This window comes from Nostoc sp., assembly GCF_036917815.1.
Classification (GTDB): Bacteria; Cyanobacteriota; Cyanobacteriia; order Cyanobacteriales; family Nostocaceae; genus Nostoc.
This window is the reverse complement of the sequence record NZ_JBALEK010000100.1, coordinates 106631-126321: the sequence shown is the minus strand read 5'-3', so window position 1 is coordinate 126321 and position 19691 is coordinate 106631. Positions and strand designations below refer to the sequence as shown.

The window sequence follows — 19691 nt, the reverse complement described above, 5'->3', positions numbered from 1 at the left end:
CACAGAATCACACTTAGCAGCAAGTAGAAGGTTGAAACTCTCCCATTGGTGACAAGTTAAGGAAAAGGGGAAATTGTCGAGGGTGATGTTTGCAGAGGTCAAAAATAGTGGGAAACTCAATCTGGACAAGTAATTGAGCGATTGAGGCCAGCCATGACCACCAGCCGAAAAACCAATAGAGATCACGCCAAAAAGAAACACAGACCAATGGTGGAAGATGAAGTAATAGCCGAGCAACTAGAAAGATTACTGACATAATTATCAGTCTGTGCCAGCAAGCAGGCTTTAGTCCCAAGGTTGTTCAAGAAGCCATCCAGATGCAGACGATTGTTAGCCTAGTAGCAGCCGAGATGGGCATTGCGATCGTGCCAGAATCTTTGCAAAACCTGCAACGGATTGGCGTAGTTTATAAAAAATTACAAGAACCTAGCCCAAAAGTAGCGATCGCGATGATTTGGCGAAAAAACGAGACATCCCCAACCGTGCTGAGGCTTGTGGAGATAGTTAAACAAACTGCCCAGCAGTGTTGAATAGGGCGGCTTACAACAATAAGAAGATATTTGGTTACAACTAAAAACAATCATTCGAGAGTTTTATCTTGATCTCAACGCGGATGCTTTTTGGGTTGAATTGTCGTTGACTTCAGGTGATCCTCTACGGCGCGAATTACTCCTGTTTATTTGTCTATTGCCTCCACCCGATCGAGGTGAGTGCCCCGTCCTTAAACAGATCCGAGAAGTCCTTGGTACTTGGGGAGTTTGCATCACCCAAAAACACGTGCCCTGGTGCGTACACACCGAAGAGTTCTTCCCAGCTCTTCAGGTCGGACGAGTGGGTGTAATTTACGAAGCTTTCATAGGCGTTGCCTTTGGCCAGAGGTGAGATGACGATTTCCTCCAGGGTGTGGCTGAAGTCGTTGGCGTTAGTGCCTTCACTCTCATCCCACCAGATCACGATCGCACCATCATCCTTGTAAGCATCCGAGCGCATGATCTCTGGAATGATCTTCGCAAGAAAGTTGTCACCCTGTGCAACTTGGGACTGATCGCCTGTGTAATGCACCCCATGATAGTCAAAGCCATTAGTCAACGCAGTGTGTGAATCGTTGAATTGGTCTGGTGTAATCAGGTTGTAAGTGGCAACTGTATTATGAGCAAGGTCTTGCTCTAATTGTTGCAATGGTGCATATTTAGATGCTAGAGGATTTGCTGGTGTTGGGTCGTTACCACCGTTGGTGTCAGTGAAAAACAGATGACCATCGTGTTTACACGCAAAGTTATATTGATGGCTACCGTTGTAGGGGTTAGTGTAATCAGGTGATGTCCCATTGAAGCTGGTCAGAGGGACAGTCCACTGGTTTCGAGGTAGAACCGTGTTGGTAAGCAGACCATTAGCATTTTTTGCTACGTCAATATCTTCCTGGTAGGATTTCCAAGAGATACCAGCTTGCTGAAGTAAAGCACTGAGATGGAGTGTCGTATTCTGGTTAGTGCCACCAGGATCTTTGTAAGGATCATTGTCGTTCAACACGCCAAAGTTATTGCCGGCTTCCTGCCAAATATAGTTTGGCTCGGACGGGTGGATGCTCGGATTATTGCCGGACGGTGTAGCCAGAACGTTATGGTAAGCACCGGCGTAAGAGACCTGAGCGGAATTCCGATTTCCGGGAGTAACGAGACTGTTCTGATACGGGGCTGCGGGATTGCCGAGTATCTGAGGGGGCGCACTTGTATCGCTGCTGGGTTGCGTGAAGTTGTGGTTCTCCATATCTATGACAAAGATATGTTTGATCCTTCTGCCCCTTTCACCCCGTTCAAACCTTTCGCTCTTCTCGAACCTTCCAACGCTTTCACCCTTTTCCGCCACTACCGCGTGTACGCTTAGGAGGCTCGCAGCCACAAACGCAACGGGAAGAATCGCCCACTTAAATAACTGTAGTTGCATTGATTTTTACAAAATGATTGTAAGCCTCACAAAAATACTGATATAGGTTTAAGCATTAACTATTAGAGCTTTAAGGAAACATTAACATTTAGCCGATTCCAACATTGAGTTTATAACGCAATACAGTTTAGAATGAGCAACAAAACACTTGTGGAGACGGCGATTTATCGCGTATGATTCAGGCTGTTGTTGCTGCTCGTGCTAGTAAAATTGCGCCTTCTTCGCTTCCACAAGTTACTATTTGTTCTGATAATTCTGACTTTTTAAAAGCGGCTTAATTTCATTCCTTGATTTTGGGGCGTGTTTTTCGTCTTCTTTACACCCCCTGAACGCTTACCAAAGAATCAAGTTTCATCAATTATAGGTTCAATTTGTTGAGAACCATGAAGAACAGCAAGAACATCAATTTGGTCAGACTTTATATAATAAATAATGCGATAAGAGCCTTCAATAACTTCTCTAATCTGCTTAGTTTAAAATTCTGGGACAATGCGACCCGATAATGGAAATTTGGCAATTTGCTCAGAGCGTTGAGTTAATCGCTCAACCAGTCTTTGAGCATAATGAGGAGAATTTTGAGATATATAGGTATAAATAGAGGATAAATGATTAACGGCTGTTTCTGTCCAAAAAACTTTCACGGTTGCAATCCAAATTTTGCACGTACTTCTTCAACAGAAACAACTCTTCCCGCTTCACTATCACTTAATCCCGCTTCTATTGCTTGTCTTACATAGATTTCATACATTAAATCATCCCATGTCAAATTTTCTGGCAATTTGTCAATTAGCCGTCGTGCTTCTTCCTTGATATTTTTAATTTCCATGACATTCATTGACTACAATCACGTCTATCTGGTTATTATAGCGATTCTCCTCAGTGATGTGATAACAAGTAATTTGCTAAACTCTGAATCATCATCAGGAGTAAGTGTGATGTTTCAAGCCTTACCAAAAACGATCGCTTTTGAAGAATTCCTCAATTGGAAGCCAGATGGCGGATGTTATGAACTACACGATGGGGTAATTGTTGAAATGCAACCAGTAGGAGATCATGAAGAGATTAATGGTTTTTTAGCTGGCGAAGTAACTTTAGAGTTCAAACGATTAAAACTCCCATACCTCATACCCAAGCAAGCACTAGTTAAGGTTCCTGACAAAGAATCAGGTTATTCGCCTGATGTGATAGTGATAAATCAAAAGAATCTTTCAGCAGAACCGATGTGGAAAAAGTCATCAACGGTTACTCAAGCTGCATCGGTTCCCTTAGTTATTGAAGTCGTCAGCACTAATTGGAGGGATGATTATGCATCCAAGCTGGTTGACTACGAGACTTTCGGTGTTCCTGAATATTGGATTATTGACTATTTAGCTTTGGGTGGTAGAAGGTATATAGGTAATCCCAAACAACCGACTATTTCTGTTTACTATTTGGTGGATGGTGAGTATCAAGTTAATCTGTTTCGGGGAAATGACCGCATCATATCCCCTACATTTCCAGAATTAAACTTGACCGCCGAACAGATTTTTCAAGCTGGGCGTTCAGAAAATGAATTATGACCGCAGTGCAGATACTCCCATAGGGCCACGAGTTACGCCCAGCTGATTTTGCAGTTTCAACTCACGCCAGAGTTGGGAACCTGTAATTTCACCTTGCAGTAGTTGACGGTAGCGATGTATTGTTTTAGTCACTTGCTCTGGTGTCTCATTCACAAACTCGATGCGGAAGTGACGTAATCCCAGTTCTATCAGACGTTGTACGTACTCGGCTCCCGTTTGAGCAGTGCCGTTAAATACAGTATTTCGGCAACCGACATCTGCTTTGAGAACGTGTTCAGTACCTACACGGTCTTTTAATTTCACTTCATGCTTATCACAAGGTCGTCCACAGTTGGTATAATCTGTACCCGTTGATAGAAAGGCACAAAAAACACAATGCTCCATGTGAAACATCGGTATATGCTGATGGATTGTCACCTCAAACCACTGGGGAGGGCAACTGGTAAGCAGGTCTTGCAATTGGGTAATATTCAGGTCGTATGATGCCGTCAGCCGTTCTAAACCAAAGTGTTGCTGAAAGTAATCTGCTGTTAAAGGATTAGCAACGTTGAGTGAGAAATCTCCAATACAACGGTCTGTGGCAAAAAATTGCAGTTGGTCATAGTTCCGTATCAAATAGCCATCGGCTTCACAAGCACGCACTTGCTGCAAAATCCAGTTTTCTCCTGGTTTGGTAATTCGGGGTGGTGCAACCCAAATTGTGGGGACTGGGGATTGTTGTCTGGGTTGACGTACTAGCTGTACTGCTTCTCGGTAGGCGCGGGGATCTTCAAATTCACAGTAAAGTGTCTCAATACCAGCTTTGAGAGCGGCTTGGAGTTGCTTGAGGTTTCGTACTAAGACGATGAGTGAGGGGGATGAAGGTGATGAGGGTAATGAGGAGGGGAGTAAGTTTTGGAAAGAGACATCAGAACGTAATTGCCAGCGTTTGGGTTGACTCCGCAATTCTTCCAACTGTACAACTATTTCTCGCCGCATCCGGTTCAACTCACTGACGGGTAGCATAATTGCACCGATGAGATGGTTGGTTAGCGTTCCTAAACAGAAGGGGGTGTTACCTAAACGACCGAATTGTTCTTGTAAACGTTCTGTATCTAGGGGTTTGGTGTGAGCTTCTACCAGTGAAATTGCAGACTCAATTTGGACAATATTACCGAATCGATCGCGAGCGATCGCAATCAACGCCTGACCAATTTCTCCATAAATTTCTATATCAATGGGACGCTGAAATTGGGGGTTATCGCCAGCAAAACTCTGACGTAGTTGCTTATCTAATTCTGGATCATTGGTTTTCCAAATGCGATCGCCCAAATGCACTCGACGCAGATTCAAGTCATTTCGCCCAAATGTCAGCATGGTTTCTTTACCTTTGGACACCACAGCATAAACCCGTCCGCCTTCTTCCTTCGCCTCTGGATGACCGCAGTCAAACACAATTCCATCCCCTGGTTTTACAGGCGCTTCCAATTTGACTGTTACCTGTTCGTTGTGGATGCGGGTAACTTCACCTAAATAAACCCCGCGCTTTTTACCAAAGCGGGCGTGAACTAATTCCTGATTATTAATCCCGCCAAACCAACCCGTGTAGAGTCCGCGAGAAAATGCCATCTCTAAGTTGTAGTGTTCTTGATCTGATTGACCTCTCCCCCAACCCCTCTCCGTTGGCGTCAGCCTGCCGTTAGGCATAGCGGAGATGGGAGCCTTTATTCCCCCTTCCCTTGCAGGGAAGGGGGTTAGGGGGTTAGGTCTTTCCAATTCGTCCATCACCCCATCCAAAGCTTGCCGATAAACACGGGTGACATTGGCAACATACTCTGGAGCTTTCAGGCGACCTTCAATCTTGAGACAAGTTACTCCTGATTTCACCAAATCTGGCAGAACATCTAACCCGGCTAAATCTTGTGGACTAAGTAAATATTTGCGTTCTTTTAAATTGACAATTTCCCCATCAGCGATTAACTCGTAGGGCATCCGGCAAGCTTGGGCACATTCACCTCTGTTAGCAGAACGTCCGCCTAAAGCCTCACTAGTCAAACACTGACCGGAATATGCTACGCACAAAGCACCGTGAACAAAGACTTCCAAGGGCAGCGAAGTTTCTTGTAGGGCAATCTGCTGCTGTATTTTATTGATTTCCTTGAGAGAACATTCACGCGCCAGCACCACCAATTGACAGCCGAGAGATTTGGCAAATTCCACCCCAGCCGCACTGGTAATGGTCATTTGGGTGGAAGCATGGATGGGAAAATCAGGGGAGAGGTGACGGATGAGACGGCATATACCAATATCTTGAACAATCACTGCATCCACACCTGCGGCAATAATTGTGCGGAGATATTGCTGCGCTTCTGCTAGTTCTTTGGGAAATATTAGTGTGTTGACAGTAACATAACCCTTTACGCCTCGACGATGCAGAAATGCCATCAATTGAGGTAAGTCTGCCTCAGTAAAATTTTGTGCCCGCATTCTGGCGTTAAAGCGATCCAAACCGAAGTAAATCGCATCTGCCCCATTTTCCACAGCAGCTTTAGCACAGTCCCAGTTACCTGCTGGCGCAAGTAGTTCGGGAAGTTGAAGGGAGAGTGGGGGAGAGAGGCGTAGGCGTAGCCCATCGGAGATATCGCTTTTCATCAGATTTAAAGTTAACTAGCACCATAGTGATTTTATCTAAGTTGGTGGGGAAAGGGGCGATCGCTATCTCCACACTAGTATTTTAATTCACCTGGATCTGATGAAAAAATTATCCTGGTTAAAAAATTGTGTGTACATTGTCCACTAATGTTAGCTATGCTGTAAATAGAGACTCAGCTAAAGGTAGGAATTAGCCATGTCAGAAACATCATCTGCAAAAGATTGCCGTATCGATTTACGAGTTACCCAAGAGCAAAAAGAACTATTAGAACGTGCTGCGAGTCTCAAAGGAATTTCTTTGAGTGCTTATACACTTTTTCATATTTTGCCAGTCGCCAAGCAAGATATAGATGCGAATGAAAAGCTGGTGCTTTCTAATCTTGATAGAGATTTGTTTATGTCAGTAATGGAAAACCCTCCAGAACTGAAAGGAAAACTCAAATCTGCTATTCACAAATATAGACAGAAGTATGACTTGTGATAGCGAGGCAAGATGGAATTTTGTACCAATTGATAGAAAGCATCAAAGAGATTCTTTTGATTGTGGTTATGCAATTTTGAATGATTATCTCAAGAAATATGCGTGGCAAAATCATATTAAAGGAATTGCTAAAACATTTGTAGCAATTCCGGCATCAGGAAGTTTGAAGATTGATGGCTATTACACTGTTAGTGCCAGCGTTATTGAGTATGAATCCTTACCAGAATCTTATCATCGTGGAATGCCAGCCTATCCGATTCCAGCAATGCTGATTGGGAGATTAGCTGTAGATAATTCGGTTAAAGGACAAGGTTTGGGAGGCGAATTGTTAGCTGATGCTATGTATCGTGCTGTTCGTGTTTCTCAAGAAATTGGTATGTATACCGTGAGAGTTGATGCTATTGATTTTCAGGCAAAGGAATTTTATCTCAAGTATGAGTTTATTCCTTTTCAAGACAATGAACTCTCACTATTTTTGCCGATAGCAACGATAGTTAGAGAGTTTGGTTAACCTAATTAGGGAAATATAAAATGATTTAAATTAGAAGGATTTAAATTTAGAAGAGATGCCCAATAAAATTAGAGAGTTAAAAGCTATTTTGTTGAAGGCTGGGTTTGTCTATCGCCCTGCAAAAGGTAGTCATACCTTCTGGACTCACCCATTGATACCTGACGAACCAGTTACCATTGCGGGAAAAGATGGAGACGATGCACCCCGATACTTGGAAAAGCAAGTCAATCGTGTTTTGAAACAACTAGGAGAAATAGAGGAAGAATAATGAGCGATCGCTATAGTATGGTAATTCAATGGTCAGATGAGGATAATTGCTACTTGGTACACTTACCGGAATTCCCTTGGCAGCAATTCCACACTCATGGTAAGAGTTATGAAGAAGCCGCTAAACACGGACAAGAAGTGATTGAGTCTCTGATTGAATGGTATGAAGAGCAAGGAAAAACTTTGCCACAGCCAATTACTTTTCCTCAGAAACCGTTAAAAGTGACTTAAATATTTTTTAGATACTTTGCACAAGTAGGGCGATCGTAGCCCTCATCTATCTACAACGATTGCTTGCCTATCTTGGTCAATTAGTCAACAATATCTACCCTTGATCTACCCAAAGTTACAAAATTTGATGAATACTCTCTATTAGCTGCTCAATAAAATCAACTGTATCACCAACCATTGATTCGTCAATATACCAGCGATTACCTATGTTGAGGGTAGGCTCTATATCTGCTTCGTGAGCAATTTTGTTTCTGCGATCAACAATTAAAGTAAGTTTTTGCTTAATATCTTTAGCAGGTTTACTCATTTTAATAGCAACCTCATCCCACAATTTTTTATCCGAAATTTGCCTAATTGCATCAGCTATTTTGTCAGGTTGCTGGAAGCTTTGATAACTTAGACGTTCTCGAATCTCATCTTCTAACCATGAAGTATTATTTAATCTGTTTAAAATACTATTTGATATAGCTGGAATTAAACCAGAAATAGTATGAGACTGCTGTAAAAAGTTAGCTCCATAAACCTGCTGTATATCACTCTCTATCCAAGAGGCAATATCTATGGCTATTCTTCTATCCTCACGAGCGCTTCCTAAGGAAACTTGAAAACGGGAAAAGGCTGATTGAGGAGTATTAGCTGAAGATACTGGTTCAGCACGTTCTCCTCGATGAATTTCCAGCATACCCAATGTGACAACCTCATGGATATAATAATCCAAGGCACTAACAGTTAGAACTAGGGCAGCTCGTAAAATGTCTGAAAGATCCAAAGCAGCAGTAGCTTGAGCCTTAACGGAAGTATGAAGAGCAATCAGATCCCGAACACGCTGAATACTAATGCGAAATTGGTCAAGCGCTGATTGCATAGCTGGATGATAGTGCAATAATTTTATCTGCTAAGTCAGAAAAAGTTTCTCTAAATTCATTTTGCTTTCTTTGATTAGCTTCTAATACTATGCCTTTCTGGTTGAATTGTTCAGATGTTAGAGCATAAACTGGTGTACTGTGTCCCAGTGATATAGCAATTAAACTGTTAAAATTAGAAATTTTTGTCAGGGTAAAACTATCATTCATACCCTGCTCGGTATAGACTTGCTTTGGTAATAACAGTTTATTTTGCTCTAGAACTGGTACTAATTTATGAGTAACTGTATTCTCTATTTTTTGTATCCATGTTTGAAATGCTGCTGTTTCTTTACCCCTAATAATTCTATAGTTTTGAACTATAGTTCCTAAAAATTTCAAGTTAAATTCTGGAAATGGATAAACAGCTTCCTTTAATATAGGATTTGCACTTGCTATCCTTGCCCAAGCACACCACTTTGATAAAATTCTAGACAGAGAATCAATTGCCATTACAGAGATAAAATCAGCATTTGTAGGCACTAAGAAAAAGTCACTTGTCATTAGTAAGTTCTGATTGATTGCTCCTAAACTTGGACTCATATCAATCAGAATATAGTCAGCATTAAATTTATTAGCAGTTTTTTCCAAGAGTTCAGAAATAGCACCTGGCAAGTTTTTGAGTGTCTGAATTGATCGATTGAGTTCCTGCGCGATGCCTAATGTTACTTCGTATTCAGCAAAGCCAACATGACCAGGTAATAAAAATAAACCTTCTTGTCCTTCTATCGGAATACAATCTACAGCTTCAATAGCCCGTGGCTGTGACTCAAAAGCAGGAGCCAAGCCAGTTTTGATATTTGAATGTGTATTGTAGATATTTTCTATCCTTGCCTCGTCATCTTCAGTTTCTTCTTTTAGAGCTATTCCTGTTAGATTACATTGAGGATCAGTATCTACAAGGATAACTCTCTTACCTTTTGAAGCAAGCATCCAACCTAAATTAAAAGTCGTTGTGGTCTTACTGACACCACCTTTGTGATTGAACAAGGCAATTTTGTGAACCATCTTATTTTGCTTTTGATACTTTTGCAATCTTTTGAATACAGGTATCATTTTAGAACCTGTATGACTTAAATATAGCTTCTAAAAAGCTTACAGAACAGCAAGTCAATCGCGTTTTGAAGCAACTAAGATAATGAGCGATGGCAAGACTTATGAAGAAGCCAACGAATTAACATAGCTCCCTTACTGCACTTGTAGGTAATTCGTAATTCCTTCAAGAAATGAGAGTCTTCTCAATGCGACGGTCAGGGATCAGCCAGATTACCGCGACTAAAACGTACAATGCACAGGCAAACCATGAGTTGACAAAGGCAAGTGGAATTGCTACAGCATAGAAGACCACCGATACTTTTCCTTTGAAATCTTCACCAACTGCGATCGCTAGAGTCGAATCCTTGCCGTGGTGAGAAATGAGGGTGCGGGTAAGGATGAAGTAAGCGATCGCATTCAACAACAACACCGTACCATAAAGGGCAACTGGCATGGCGGCAAAGTGATTCTCACCCATCCAGCCAGTGACGAAGGGGATTAGCGATAACCAAAACAGCAAATGCAAATTAGCCCAAAGGATACGCCCATTAACGTGTCGGACTGCTTGTAGTAGGTGATGGTGATTGTTCCAGTAGATGCCGATATAAATAAAACTCAGCACATAGCTCAGAAACACCGGGATTAGCGGACGCAGCGCGGCTAAATCGAACCCATGCGGCACTTTGATTTCCAGCACCATAATAGTGATGATGATGGCAATCACCCCATCGCTGAATGCTTCTAATCTCCCTTTTCCCATGTACGCATTCCTTTTCTGAGTTAAGTTGTCACACTCTGTACTTTATCGTACCAAGTAGTCGCCATTCATGAAGATTTTCGGCGCGGTAATCCTTGATATGCTACTCAACTACTGCGGCTGAAAAATACAGCAGCCATCACAATTAAACCTAAAAGTGCTAGAGGAACCCAGAGATTAGGGAGATCCGAAAAACTCATAAAAAACTCCCAGATAAATAGAGTGTGTGAGGCGGAAGCTGTAACGCATTTTAATAGACAGTCGGTAATGGATAAATCGAATTTTAAGTCAGCCTTCTTTTAACTTCTTCAGCCAAATTTCCTAATAGCACTTCTACTTGATCGCCTGTTTTCAAGTCTTTGAGCGAGGACTTTTGCGCTGCTGCTTCTTCAGAACCAATAATTACGCAAAACTGAATTCCTTGTTTGTCTGCTAATTGAAATTGTTTACCCAAGGGACGCTTATCAAAGTTAGTGATCACATTAATTCCCGCCTGACGCAGATGTTGAGAAACTTTTAAATAAGTGGGCATTAAATCCTCTTGCATATTCACTACCATCACTTGGGCTGGTGTAGCAGCTAAGGTATTAAGAATTCCAGCTTTTAACAAGCGACTAATTAAGCGAGTTAAGCCAAGAGAAATGCCTACACCAGGCATCTTTTCACCCAAAAATACCCCGACTAGTTCTTCATATCTACCACCAGAACAAATACTGCCTAAAGCTTCATGTCCTAATAGGGTTGTTTCGTAAACTGTGCCGGTATAGTAATCAAGACCACGCGCAATGGATAAATCAATACAGAAACGATTCTCAGCAACTCCCAGATGACGCACGCCTGTAATTACCGTTTCTAATTCGGTAACTCCTAAGTTCAATTGCTCCGTTTCTGGCAGATTTTGTGCGAGGTGTTTAAGTTTATCTAAGACTTCATCAACCGAACCATCAATTTTGACAAATTCAATAATTTTTTGCGCCTGTTCTGCTGAAATTCCTTCTTTTTCTAAATCTTGTTTTACTTTACTTTCACCAATTTTTTCTAAAGTATCAACAATACCAATACAGGATTTAATTTGATTTTCAGCAATTCCTACTGACTTAAAGAAACCAGTAAGAACTTTACGGTTATTGATGCGAATCAGAAAGTCACCAATATTAATTGCTTCAAATATCTCAGTGATAATTGCAGGCATCTGAGCATCATAGAGCAAGCTGAGTTCACGACGAGCAACTACATCAATATCACACTGACGAAACTGACGAAAACGCCCATCTTTTGCCCGTTCACCACGAAAAACTACATCCATTTGGTAGCGGGCAAAGGGAAAGATTAATTCATTCAGGTGACGGGCAATATACGCTGCCAAGGGAACTGTTTGGTCAAACTTTAAAGCTCTTGATTCTGAACCAGTTTCACCCGATTTATCTCTCTCGGCTTGTCGATTTGGTGGCAGGATGGGATCAATTCCATAAATAATATTGTCGCCTTGATTCCCTTTAGCTTGCAGCACTTCTAAACGTTCTACAGCAGGTGTTTCGATGGGCGTAAATCCATAGCTTTCAAAAACTCTACGGATGATATCTAGCAAATATAATTCTAGACGCTTTTCGCTAGGAAGAAATTCTGGAAACCCGCTAGGGGTAGAAAAGTTTATTTTGTCACCTTTGGCCATGGGTGTACCTTACTAAGTTGAGATTTGAGACGAGAATTATATCATATACGTTTGATTAATTATTAAACCCGGAGAACCCCACGCCGCCAAAGCTACGCTTTGTCTACCCTTGAGGCTGAGAGGGGATTAAGGGGAAGCCAGTTGTTTCTCCCTTTCTCATTTTGGGAGAAGCAACTGGCCTGTGGGGTGCAATGACTGACTGGAGAATAAAGGGAGGTAATATAATGAGGGTTTATCTTTGAGGAGAGAAATTACTATTTTAGCCGTTCTTCTTGAATTAGGGTGCGTTGAAAGATTTGATTGTTCTTAAACCAATGCCAAGTGCGGGCACGATTGTTATTGTCGGGACTAATGTAGATCATTTCATATAAGCTCCAAAAGTTGAAAGATAGACTCACGGCTAACCAGTTCAGTTGTTTCACCTTCAGCGATCGCTTGCTCCATTGCCACATCTTCAATAATTTCTGCCAGAAATTCAGAGACTTCTTTTCGATTGTCACGAATTAATTCGATGATCGCGCTTTTGAAGATTTCCTTAAGTTGATCTGGGTTTAAAGTTTGAGGCAAGTAAGAAGTAAAAAGTAAAAAGATAATCCCCATAAATTCAAATTGACGCAACGCTGGGGAGTTTAATTTAACAAGGCTTGCTCAAACTCCCCCCATCTTTCAGGGCAAACGCACTTATTGCGCGGACTGCACTGCTCTGATTTTTCCCAAAAAGGGGGGGCTGTTAATCGTTAAAACTTCCAATTGCAAATTGGATGGGTGGACTAACTTATCTACCATGCTTACAACATTATCAGGAGAGTTATTATAGATCCTGCTATTGTACTCTGTGTATTGATTGCTGTTGAATTTGTAAATGCCACCAGCATCGTCGTAAGCTTTATTGGACGTGATAGTGCTGTTGTCCACCACTAGGTAGGAAAAACTCTCTTCAATGCCACCACCATAGTTGTTGGCATTATTGGACGTGATAGTGCTGTTGTCCACCACTAGGTAGGAAAAATTAGAGGAATCAATGCCGCCACCATCGCTAGCCTGATTACCACTAATGGTGCTATAACTCACGGTAGTGATTGATGATTTATAAGATAAAGATAAATTACTATTGGTGAAAATGCCGCCGCCCTCGTAGTCTGCACTGTTGTCAGTGACGGCGCTGTAGTTCACGGTCAGTCTGCCAGTATTGTCAATGCTGCGAGTATTGTCAATGCCGCCGCCGACGAATGCTCTGTTGTCAGTGATGGTGCTGTGGTTCACTGTGAGACTGCCAGTGTTGTAAATGCCGCCGCCGTAGGCTGCTCTGTTGTCAATGATGGTGCTGTGGTTCACAGTGAGACTGCCAGTGTTGAGAATGCCGCCACCCTCGCTGCCCTCGCCGGCAAATGATGCAACTCCTACTGGTGCATGGGTATTTATCTGATCGCTTACAGTGTTGCCCTTGATGATGCTGTCGCTCAGTGTAAGGATGCCTTCGTTGGAGATACCACCGCCTCCATTTGCACCATCGTATGTATTGGTAATAGTCAGCCGGTTGATTGCAGATGTTGCACCTTTGCCAATATCAAAAACACGGTCAGCAGTATCATCCTTAATTGTTAGTAAGCTGGGATTTGTGCCTTGAATGGTAAGGTGATCTGTGATCCTGAGACTACTACCAGTCAGATTGATCGTATGAGCCAGCCCATCATCAAACAGTCCACCAAAATTGATGATATTTGTTCCGCCAGCGAGATCGGCATTTAGAATTTGCTGCCGTAGTGAACCTAGACCACTGTTGTTGGTATTAGTGACGCTAAATGTAGACATTCAGAACACTCCAATTTTTTTCTCGTTGTATAAAAATTGATATCAAAACTCCTGTTGATATTACTACGAATCTGCAAGCATTTTTTCTACTGCTACCATCTGTGAAACGTCAAAGCCAATTTCAGTCAATCGCAGGACAGATATGTTGTTCCCACAATCGCGCCAGATTGGAGCCAATTTTTGTGGCAGGTTTATCGTCAATTCAAGGGTTTAAGACCCTAACCATTACACGTAGTATCAGTTGAGTTGGGGTTTAAATCCCCGACTCCAACTGTCTTTAATTTGGAAGCAATAAGTAATGGGTATTACTCATTACTTATTACTCATTACTGGCTAGACTGTGCCAAATTGGGAGTTTTGTACGCTAATAAATCAGAGCAATCGCCAAAAGCCTTGCCATTAAAGATTTTGTTCAACTCTCAAGGAATTTTTTAACGCTCTTATGTCTTAAATACAAAAAATTTCATGACGTTGGCGTTGTCCGTCATGTCAATCTGAAAATGACCGAGATAAAAACGCCAGTTTGAATATTAAAAGAGTCGGGAGTTCGACTCTAGGCGTAGGAGATATTAGACAGTCTCAGACTGCAATCTCTGTCTGATGCCTGAATCCCCCGTTTTGAAAACGGGGGAGTGGCTCAATCTAATGGTATTATTCTATTGAGCTTATTTAGTGCGACTCTGCTCATTGTCTTCAAAGGCAGTGTTGATCGGTTAATTTCTCTGTATGCTGTAGGTGTGTTTACAACAGTCATTATTCCCACTTTTGTCCCACGTATCTGGTGGGAAAGTTTTTTACACAATCAAACAGCCTTGTTTTTAAAGACTGCTTTACGAAAGCAAAAAAGTCGAGTTGTTACCAGTGTTAGATATTACCTCTAGGTGGTTGCTTCTGATTTTTGGTATCTGGGATGAGATGGAGCGGGAAGGTGATCTGGTGTATATCGTGTTGCGAGTGAGCGGCGAATAATATCTGATTGAATTTCCAGCTTTTACAATAACTTTACTCTCAACATTGCTTTCGTTAAATCACTAAAAAATTCTTGGAGAAAGTAACGATATGTCTGAGCAAACGAACCTTGGCGGCAATTTGACGCTGCCGAACACCTCAATCACAATGAAGCGCATAGGCTATGGTGCTATGCAACTCGCGGGTCCGAATGTATGGGGTGCGCCGCGAGATGTGGATGCAGCCGTTGCCGTTTTGCGCGAAGCGATATCACTTGGCATTAATCACATCGATACGAGCGACTTCTACGGACCTCACATCACGAATCAGATTATCCGACAAGCGCTGCATCCCTACCCGGAAGATTTGGTAATTGTAACCAAGGTTGGAGCGCGCCGTCCTGAAGATGGCTCATGCGTTCCTGCGATGTCGCGGCAGGATCTGACCGAAGCGATTCACGACAACCTACGTAACCTCGGACTCGACACGATCGATGTCGTCAATCTCCGCTTGATGGGTGACGGTCACGGACGATCGGAGGGTTCTCTGGTCGAGCCGCTAACGACCTTAGCCGAACTTAAGAAGCAGGGATTAATTCGTCACCTCGGTTTGAGCAATGTCACGCCTACACAGTTAACAGAGGCACAAAGGATTACGGAGATTGTCTGTGTGCAGAACCAGTACAACGTGGCACACCGGGAAGATGATGCTTTCATCGACGATCTCGCACAGCAGGGCATCGCTTATGTGCCGTTCTTCCCTCTGGGTGGGTTCACGCCGCTACAATCTTCAGTACTTGAAAGTACCGCCAAGTCTTTAAACGCGACACCGATGCAAGTAGCGCTGGCGTGGTTGCTTCAGCGCTCCCCCAATATCTTGCTGATTCCCGGCACCTCATCGGTTGAGCATTTACGTCAGAATGTCTTTGCTGCGGCGCTGCAACTGGAGCAGCAAACGGTGGTTGACCTGAACGCGATTGCAGCAAAACCGCTGGCAGATCGCTTGAGTTAGTAATTTGAGCTTTGACACAAACTGCTTGACAAACTCTTGGCACAAGAAGGATTTATCATTTTAAAAATCTTGCTTTTCCTTAACTTGTCACTAATCGTGTGCAACTTATTGTTAAACGACAAAGAAACGAGCCGCGATGCCTTTCATCTCATATTCCCGGCTGTCTTTGCCATACTTCAACACCACGCCACTGACCAAGTTAACGAATGGACTTGTGTTCTGAAGCAATAGACTTGTGTTCTGAAGCAAAACTATCAAAATTCTTCCAGGTGCTTTGGTTAGGGACTTCCAAATAAAAAAATATCCGAAAACTGAGGCAAAAACCCTCTCTATTTCTCCTCTCTCTGTGTTCTCTGTGTCTCTGTGGTTCGTTTCTTTGGATAATTTATTTCTTGGAAGTCCCTTATCGTAGACGAAACTGTGGCAGAGGCGATCGCCTGTGGTAAAACAAATATTTTGAACAGAATGAGAATGCGATGCCAACTCTTGGAAACACTTTGCGTAGCTTGCTTCTCCAAAGGAGTACGGCGGCAAGCTACGCCATTGGTTACGGTAATGATTTGCATAGTGATGATGGCATTGGTCACTCCCCATTATCAAACCACCAAGGGTCATTAGTAGCGTTAGTTTTGATCAAAATAGCTTTTTTTCGCATGAACCGTTTTAGCGCCGCCACACCCATGCGTGACCCTCCCAAACCAGAGAATTTAAAGGCGTTTTTCTCTCCCTCATGTATCATAGCGGTGAGTCCAGCATCGTTGATACTGATGCCACCTGCATCTATCCGGTACGCAACTTCTAGGGCTTCTGCTTCTGACTCGGCAAACACAGCAGCACTCAATCCATAAATTGAGTCGTTGGCTAAAGATACTGCTTCCTCTACTGTGGAAAAAGGCATCACTGGCATAATCGGGCCAAAAGTCTCTTCGGTCATCACTTTCATGGAATGGTCAACTTGGGTGATAACTGTCGGACGACACCACCAACCCCCACCTAAGTCCTCAACTACACCGCCACAGTGAATTACTGCTCCCTTTTCCACTGCATCTTGGAGATGGTCGCTAATAATTGCTGCTTGTCTTTCGGTGATAATCGGGCCAATTTCTCCACTTTCAATTGTCGGGTAGGCTAGCCCAACGCGATGTGCTTTGGCTATTAGTTGATGGTAAAACTTTTCAAATATTGATTCAGCAACATAAATTCGCTCAATTGATAGGCATGACTGTCCGGTGTTGACGACGGAACCCCATAATATTGCTGAGGTTGCTAATTCTAAATTGGCTGATTCTAAAACGATCGCCGGATCTTTCCCTCCTAATTCCAAAAAAGCTGGAATAAACCGTTTAGCAGCCGCTTCTGCTATTTTTCGCCCCGTGGCTACACTGCCTGTAAAACATACCAAATCTACATTTTCAATCAAAATAGATCCGGTTGCGCCTGCTCCTTCAACAAAAGTTAAGACATCGTGCAGTTTCGGGACGGCATTGAGTGCTGTAATCATTGGTGCTACGAAGCGGGGAGCGATTTCACTGGGTTTAACAATCACGGCACAACCTGCCAGCAATGCCGGAATGGTATCAATGGTAGACAGCACTAGGGGAAAATTCCACGGGCTAATTATCCCAACTAGGGGATAAGGAACGGATGTTTGTTGCAAGGCGATAAACGGAATAGCTGTATTTTTTGCAGATTCTTGCAGCAACTCCGGCGCTAACCGACACCAGCGATCGATGCTAGAGATGAAGGAATCTATTTCTAATACTGAGACTGACAATCTTCCTGTATCATTTACCAAAGCTTCCGTTAAGCGATCGCGTCCAGATAATATCGCCTGTTTCCACTGCTGTAAGGCTTCAATTCTCCCCTCTAAGCCCAACTGCTGCCAGCGAACTTGCGCCCGACGCGTGCGCTTACATTGCTGTACCAGCAGCCTTGGAGGGGGCGGGATAATTACGTAGTCAAATTTGCCAGTTCGAGGATTGCGGACTTCTATTGGTTTTGTCATTGCAAGTTAGGAGTTAGGAGTTAGGAGTTAAGAGTTAGGAGTTAGGAGTTAGGAGTTAAGAGTTAGGAGTTAAGAGTTAGGAGTTAAGAGTTAGGAGTTAAGAGTTAGGAGTTAAGAGTTAGGAGTTATTTGTATTCCAATGATCCAATGCTCAGTACAAGTGCCCAATACTTCTCTTCTTAGGCTGCGCTAACGGCAACTCTTGGAGACGCTACGCGTAGCAAGATCCCCGGAGGGGTACGCTCAGTACAAGTGCCCCATTTCCAAATTCAAATTATGCCTAATTTGGCCAACCGCTCAATGGTGGCTTGCTGGGTTTGCAGGAAGTGTTTGCGGTCTACTTCTCCTTCCAGCATAGTATTAGCTGGGTAAAAGTGTGATTGTTGATAACTTTCGGCGTATACTTCAAAGCGTTGGCGGGCAAGTAAATTATTTAACCCCGGTCGGCGGCGATCGCGGCGTAATGCTGCTAAATCAATCTCTGCAAATGCTGCCATACTCTCGCCTGCACCTGTCTCTGCTAATACGATTCCGCGATGGTCAATGATTTTAGAGCCGATCGCGCTTGGTGGCGATCGCTTGTTTGGTTGACTGCATGAGAGGTAACTTGCAGTGCTAAAGCGCGATAGGATTCAAAATTAGTCATGGGGCATTGGGTATGGGGCATTGGGCATTGGTCAGTTGTCTTTAAATTTTCTACACAAGGGTCTAGATATAACTGAAAACGAGACTCTAGTAGTATGTCAAGAACTAATTGACGAATAAATTTTCTGTAGAGACGGCGATTTATCGCCTCTCTCCAACCGTCAAAATGAATTTGACAGACCACTAGTTTTTGACGGAGTTCTTTTGTCATCTCCCACAACTACTCAAATACAGCTTTCTTGTCTAAATCAGTTGGTTGCTGAGTCATAGTTTGAGTTTGCGGCTTTTCTATAAACTTAATATTTAGTTTGACACTTTCTGGCATCTAGCTCGTTGCCCAATATGGGCAACATATTTACCGAATTCAGGACTTTGGTAAACAGCCCATCAACTAAACCATGATAAAGCTATTGCGGCAACATCCTTTTTTCACAGCAGAGTTGCAGCAATCTGTATCAGTCGATGATTATTCATTTAGATGACTTTGCCCTTAGTCTAAACCTCATACCATTTCTTTATGAAGATGCGCCTGTAGGACTTACCCGAAACCGCGCTGTAGGGGCAATTCATGAATTGCCCCTACCTGAATAAAGCGCAGCCTCACATAGAATTGGTATCAGTGATCATACATGCTGCAATTTTATGTAAAATTGTTTTATTGTACTTAATTGTAAAAATACAAACAACTTTGTTCTTAAGTATAGACAAATTGGGAGAAAACCAAATATTAATAAGTTAGTTGTTTGATTATAAATACATATATGGCTTTTGATTTAGATGAAGCTTTTCAACTGGATATAGCTCAAGTTAATTTAAAAAAAGCACATTCAATAGTATTTAGTTTATATAATGACCCGAAAATTCCTTTTGTAATTTGGTTACTAGAGAACCCTAAGAGCCTATTGGCGTTACCTGGAAAAATTAGTCTGCGCCACCATGATTATATTCACATACTTTTAAGTAGAGGAATTTCTCCTCAAGATGAAGCTTTTGTAATAGGATTCACAATGGGTAATGACTTAAGAACCAATCAACTACATTTATTCATATATAAATTTTTTGCTAAATTTATATATCCAGCTCCTTATAACTTTACAAAGTTAGACTTCATGAATTTCAACTTAGGATTTATCTATGGCAGAAAGATTAAAATTAAACAAATAAATGAGATTGATTTTAAAATATATCAAAATGAAAATATCAAATTCTTAAGAGACTTTTTCGGTATTAATACTGATGAAACAAAATTGATGCAAGAGTATTAAATGAAGTTATTACTA

Annotated in this window: 21 protein-coding genes and 5 pseudogenes; 11 read left to right on the top strand and 15 right to left on the bottom strand. The window is 42.3% G+C overall.

All coding sequences use genetic code 11. From position 1 onward, the window contains the following. Positions 1-251: 251 nt before the first annotated feature. Positions 252-530: pseudogene (locus V7K97_RS30415) on the top strand (LysR family substrate-binding domain-containing protein); the annotation flags it as partial. A 154-nt stretch (positions 531-684) separates the two neighbouring features. Here V7K97_RS30415 and V7K97_RS30410 read toward each other — a convergent pair. From V7K97_RS30410 to V7K97_RS30400, 3 genes and pseudogenes are all read right to left on the bottom strand, one after another. Then, positions 685-1944 (bottom strand): alkaline phosphatase family protein, encoded by a 1260-nt coding sequence (locus tag V7K97_RS30410; RefSeq protein ID WP_334804689.1) that lies wholly within the window; start codon positions 1942-1944, stop codon positions 685-687. A gap of 344 nt (positions 1945-2288) precedes the next feature. Then, positions 2289-2585 (bottom strand): annotated as a pseudogene (locus V7K97_RS30405) (type II toxin-antitoxin system RelE/ParE family toxin). Then, the gene (locus V7K97_RS30400; RefSeq protein ID WP_229496155.1) at positions 2582-2770 is read right to left on the bottom strand and encodes a hypothetical protein; all 189 of its coding nucleotides are present in this window, start codon (positions 2768-2770) and stop codon (positions 2582-2584) included. The pseudogene V7K97_RS30405 and the gene V7K97_RS30400 overlap by 4 nt, the downstream one beginning before the upstream one ends. A gap of 109 nt (positions 2771-2879) precedes the next feature. Between V7K97_RS30400 and V7K97_RS30395 the strand changes: the two genes are divergently transcribed. Continuing rightward, positions 2880-3503, top strand: a complete 624-nt coding sequence (locus V7K97_RS30395; RefSeq protein ID WP_334804765.1) for a Uma2 family endonuclease — start codon at positions 2880-2882, stop codon at positions 3501-3503. Here V7K97_RS30395 and V7K97_RS30390 read toward each other — a convergent pair. Further along, positions 3498-6134 carry a U32 family peptidase gene (locus V7K97_RS30390; protein WP_334804687.1) on the bottom strand — a complete coding sequence of 879 codons (2637 nt, stop codon included), beginning with the start codon at positions 6132-6134 and terminating at the stop codon, positions 3498-3500. The two genes, V7K97_RS30395 and V7K97_RS30390, sit on opposite strands and share 6 nt — an antisense overlap. 196 nt (positions 6135-6330) lie before the next feature. Between V7K97_RS30390 and V7K97_RS30385 the strand changes: the two genes are divergently transcribed. From V7K97_RS30385 to V7K97_RS30370, 4 genes are read left to right on the top strand one after another with little or no spacing between them, the layout of a single operon-like run. Further along, positions 6331-6615, top strand: a complete 285-nt coding sequence (locus tag V7K97_RS30385) for a type II toxin-antitoxin system TacA family antitoxin (RefSeq protein ID WP_334804686.1) — start codon at positions 6331-6333, stop codon at positions 6613-6615. Beyond that, positions 6605-7126 (top strand): GNAT family N-acetyltransferase, encoded by a 522-nt coding sequence (locus V7K97_RS30380; RefSeq protein WP_334804685.1) that lies wholly within the window; start codon positions 6605-6607, stop codon positions 7124-7126. The genes V7K97_RS30385 and V7K97_RS30380 overlap by 11 nt, the downstream gene beginning before the upstream one ends. A gap of 55 nt (positions 7127-7181) precedes the next feature. Next, positions 7182-7394, top strand: a complete 213-nt coding sequence (locus V7K97_RS30375; RefSeq protein WP_334804684.1) for a type II toxin-antitoxin system HicA family toxin — start codon at positions 7182-7184, stop codon at positions 7392-7394. After that, positions 7394-7624 (top strand): type II toxin-antitoxin system HicB family antitoxin, encoded by a 231-nt coding sequence (locus V7K97_RS30370; RefSeq protein WP_334804683.1) that lies wholly within the window; start codon positions 7394-7396, stop codon positions 7622-7624. Before V7K97_RS30375 ends, V7K97_RS30370 begins: the two co-directional genes overlap by 1 nt. Positions 7625-7739: 115 nt before the next feature. On the opposite strand, the gene V7K97_RS30365 is transcribed toward V7K97_RS30370, so the two are convergent. The 7 genes and pseudogenes from V7K97_RS30365 to V7K97_RS30335 form a co-directional block, all read right to left on the bottom strand. After that, positions 7740-8489 (bottom strand): HEPN domain-containing protein, encoded by a 750-nt coding sequence (locus tag V7K97_RS30365; RefSeq protein ID WP_334804682.1) that lies wholly within the window; start codon positions 8487-8489, stop codon positions 7740-7742. Then, positions 8473-9582: a ParA family protein gene (locus V7K97_RS30360; RefSeq protein WP_334804681.1), complete on the bottom strand. Its 1110-nt coding sequence runs from the start codon at positions 9580-9582 to the stop codon at positions 8473-8475. Before V7K97_RS30360 ends, V7K97_RS30365 begins: the two co-directional genes overlap by 17 nt. A 163-nt stretch (positions 9583-9745) precedes the next feature. Then, the gene (locus V7K97_RS30355) at positions 9746-10321 is read right to left on the bottom strand and encodes a TMEM175 family protein (RefSeq protein ID WP_334804680.1); all 576 of its coding nucleotides are present in this window, start codon (positions 10319-10321) and stop codon (positions 9746-9748) included. Positions 10322-10601: 280 nt separating this feature from the next. Continuing rightward, a complete protein-coding gene (gene hisS / locus V7K97_RS30350) occupies positions 10602-11990 on the bottom strand; it encodes a histidine--tRNA ligase (protein ID WP_334804679.1) in 1389 nt (462 codons plus the stop codon). Positions 11991-12244: 254 nt separating this feature from the next. Further along, positions 12245-12361, bottom strand: a pseudogene (locus V7K97_RS30345) (DUF3598 domain-containing protein); the annotation flags it as partial. After that, the gene (locus tag V7K97_RS30340; RefSeq protein WP_334804678.1) at positions 12354-12590 is read right to left on the bottom strand and encodes a hypothetical protein; all 237 of its coding nucleotides are present in this window, start codon (positions 12588-12590) and stop codon (positions 12354-12356) included. The pseudogene V7K97_RS30345 and the gene V7K97_RS30340, both read right to left, overlap by 8 nt. Before the next feature lie 81 nt (positions 12591-12671). Then, positions 12672-13802 carry a hypothetical protein gene (locus tag V7K97_RS30335; RefSeq protein ID WP_334804677.1) on the bottom strand — a complete coding sequence of 377 codons (1131 nt, stop codon included), beginning with the start codon at positions 13800-13802 and terminating at the stop codon, positions 12672-12674. Between the two features lie 475 nt (positions 13803-14277). Here V7K97_RS30335 and V7K97_RS32205 point away from each other — a divergent pair. From V7K97_RS32205 to V7K97_RS30325, 3 genes and pseudogenes are all read left to right on the top strand, one after another. Further along, positions 14278-14403: pseudogene (locus V7K97_RS32205) on the top strand (RNA-guided endonuclease TnpB family protein); the annotation flags it as partial. 31 nt (positions 14404-14434) lie between these two features. Continuing rightward, entirely contained in the window at positions 14435-14683 is a 249-nt protein-coding gene (locus V7K97_RS30330) for a hypothetical protein (RefSeq protein ID WP_334804676.1), read from the top strand. A 178-nt stretch (positions 14684-14861) separates the two neighbouring features. Then, positions 14862-15761, top strand: a complete 900-nt coding sequence (locus V7K97_RS30325) for an aldo/keto reductase family oxidoreductase (RefSeq protein ID WP_334804675.1) — start codon at positions 14862-14864, stop codon at positions 15759-15761. A 329-nt stretch (positions 15762-16090) separates the two neighbouring features. Here V7K97_RS30325 and V7K97_RS30320 read toward each other — a convergent pair whose 3' ends face one another. The 4 genes and pseudogenes from V7K97_RS30320 to V7K97_RS30305 all read right to left on the bottom strand — a co-directional run bounded on the left by V7K97_RS30320 (position 16091) and on the right by V7K97_RS30305 (position 18622). Continuing rightward, a complete protein-coding gene (locus tag V7K97_RS30320) occupies positions 16091-16327 on the bottom strand; it encodes a hypothetical protein (RefSeq protein ID WP_334804674.1) in 237 nt (78 codons plus the stop codon). Positions 16328-16344: 17 nt separating this feature from the next. After that, positions 16345-17766: an aldehyde dehydrogenase family protein gene (locus tag V7K97_RS30315; RefSeq protein WP_334804673.1), complete on the bottom strand. Its 1422-nt coding sequence runs from the start codon at positions 17764-17766 to the stop codon at positions 16345-16347. A gap of 269 nt (positions 17767-18035) precedes the next feature. Then, positions 18036-18323: pseudogene (locus tag V7K97_RS30310) on the bottom strand (nitrilase-related carbon-nitrogen hydrolase); the annotation flags it as partial. Next, a complete protein-coding gene (locus V7K97_RS30305; protein WP_334804672.1) occupies positions 18287-18622 on the bottom strand; it encodes a hypothetical protein in 336 nt (111 codons plus the stop codon). The pseudogene V7K97_RS30310 and the gene V7K97_RS30305, both read right to left, overlap by 37 nt. Positions 18623-18873: 251 nt before the next feature. On the opposite strand from V7K97_RS30305, the gene V7K97_RS30300 reads away from it, so the two are divergent. Together V7K97_RS30300 and V7K97_RS30295 are read left to right on the top strand one after the other, a co-directional pair. Further along, positions 18874-19002: a hypothetical protein gene (locus V7K97_RS30300; RefSeq protein WP_334804671.1), complete on the top strand. Its 129-nt coding sequence runs from the start codon at positions 18874-18876 to the stop codon at positions 19000-19002. A 170-nt stretch (positions 19003-19172) separates the two neighbouring features. Further along, entirely contained in the window at positions 19173-19676 is a 504-nt protein-coding gene (locus V7K97_RS30295) for a hypothetical protein (RefSeq protein ID WP_334804670.1), read from the top strand. The last annotated feature ends 15 nt before the right edge of the window (positions 19677-19691 follow it).

Coding starts and splice junctions, on each gene's coding strand:
- V7K97_RS30410 (WP_334804689.1), bottom strand. CDS start 1,944: ATGCAACTACAGTTATTTAAGTGGGCGATTCTTCCCGTTGCGTTTGTG.
- V7K97_RS30400 (WP_229496155.1), bottom strand. CDS start 2,770: ATGGAAATTAAAAATATCAAGGAAGAAGCACGACGGCTAATTGACAAA.
- V7K97_RS30395 (WP_334804765.1), top strand. CDS start 2,880: ATGTTTCAAGCCTTACCAAAAACGATCGCTTTTGAAGAATTCCTCAAT.
- V7K97_RS30390 (WP_334804687.1), bottom strand. CDS start 6,134: ATGAAAAGCGATATCTCCGATGGGCTACGCCTACGCCTCTCTCCCCCA.
- V7K97_RS30385 (WP_334804686.1), top strand. CDS start 6,331: ATGTCAGAAACATCATCTGCAAAAGATTGCCGTATCGATTTACGAGTT.
- V7K97_RS30380 (WP_334804685.1), top strand. CDS start 6,605: ATGACTTGTGATAGCGAGGCAAGATGGAATTTTGTACCAATTGATAGA.
- V7K97_RS30375 (WP_334804684.1), top strand. CDS start 7,182: ATGCCCAATAAAATTAGAGAGTTAAAAGCTATTTTGTTGAAGGCTGGG.
- V7K97_RS30370 (WP_334804683.1), top strand. CDS start 7,394: ATGAGCGATCGCTATAGTATGGTAATTCAATGGTCAGATGAGGATAAT.
- V7K97_RS30365 (WP_334804682.1), bottom strand. CDS start 8,489: ATGCAATCAGCGCTTGACCAATTTCGCATTAGTATTCAGCGTGTTCGG.
- V7K97_RS30360 (WP_334804681.1), bottom strand. CDS start 9,582: ATGATACCTGTATTCAAAAGATTGCAAAAGTATCAAAAGCAAAATAAG.
- V7K97_RS30355 (WP_334804680.1), bottom strand. CDS start 10,321: ATGGGAAAAGGGAGATTAGAAGCATTCAGCGATGGGGTGATTGCCATC.
- hisS (WP_334804679.1), bottom strand. CDS start 11,990: ATGGCCAAAGGTGACAAAATAAACTTTTCTACCCCTAGCGGGTTTCCA.
- V7K97_RS30340 (WP_334804678.1), bottom strand. CDS start 12,590: ATGGGGATTATCTTTTTACTTTTTACTTCTTACTTGCCTCAAACTTTA.
- V7K97_RS30335 (WP_334804677.1), bottom strand. CDS start 13,802: ATGTCTACATTTAGCGTCACTAATACCAACAACAGTGGTCTAGGTTCA.
- V7K97_RS30325 (WP_334804675.1), top strand. CDS start 14,862: ATGTCTGAGCAAACGAACCTTGGCGGCAATTTGACGCTGCCGAACACC.
- V7K97_RS30320 (WP_334804674.1), bottom strand. CDS start 16,327: ATGCAAATCATTACCGTAACCAATGGCGTAGCTTGCCGCCGTACTCCT.
- V7K97_RS30315 (WP_334804673.1), bottom strand. CDS start 17,766: ATGACAAAACCAATAGAAGTCCGCAATCCTCGAACTGGCAAATTTGAC.
- V7K97_RS30305 (WP_334804672.1), bottom strand. CDS start 18,622: ATGACAAAAGAACTCCGTCAAAAACTAGTGGTCTGTCAAATTCATTTT.
- V7K97_RS30300 (WP_334804671.1), top strand. CDS start 18,874: ATGATTATTCATTTAGATGACTTTGCCCTTAGTCTAAACCTCATACCA.
- V7K97_RS30295 (WP_334804670.1), top strand. CDS start 19,173: ATGGCTTTTGATTTAGATGAAGCTTTTCAACTGGATATAGCTCAAGTT.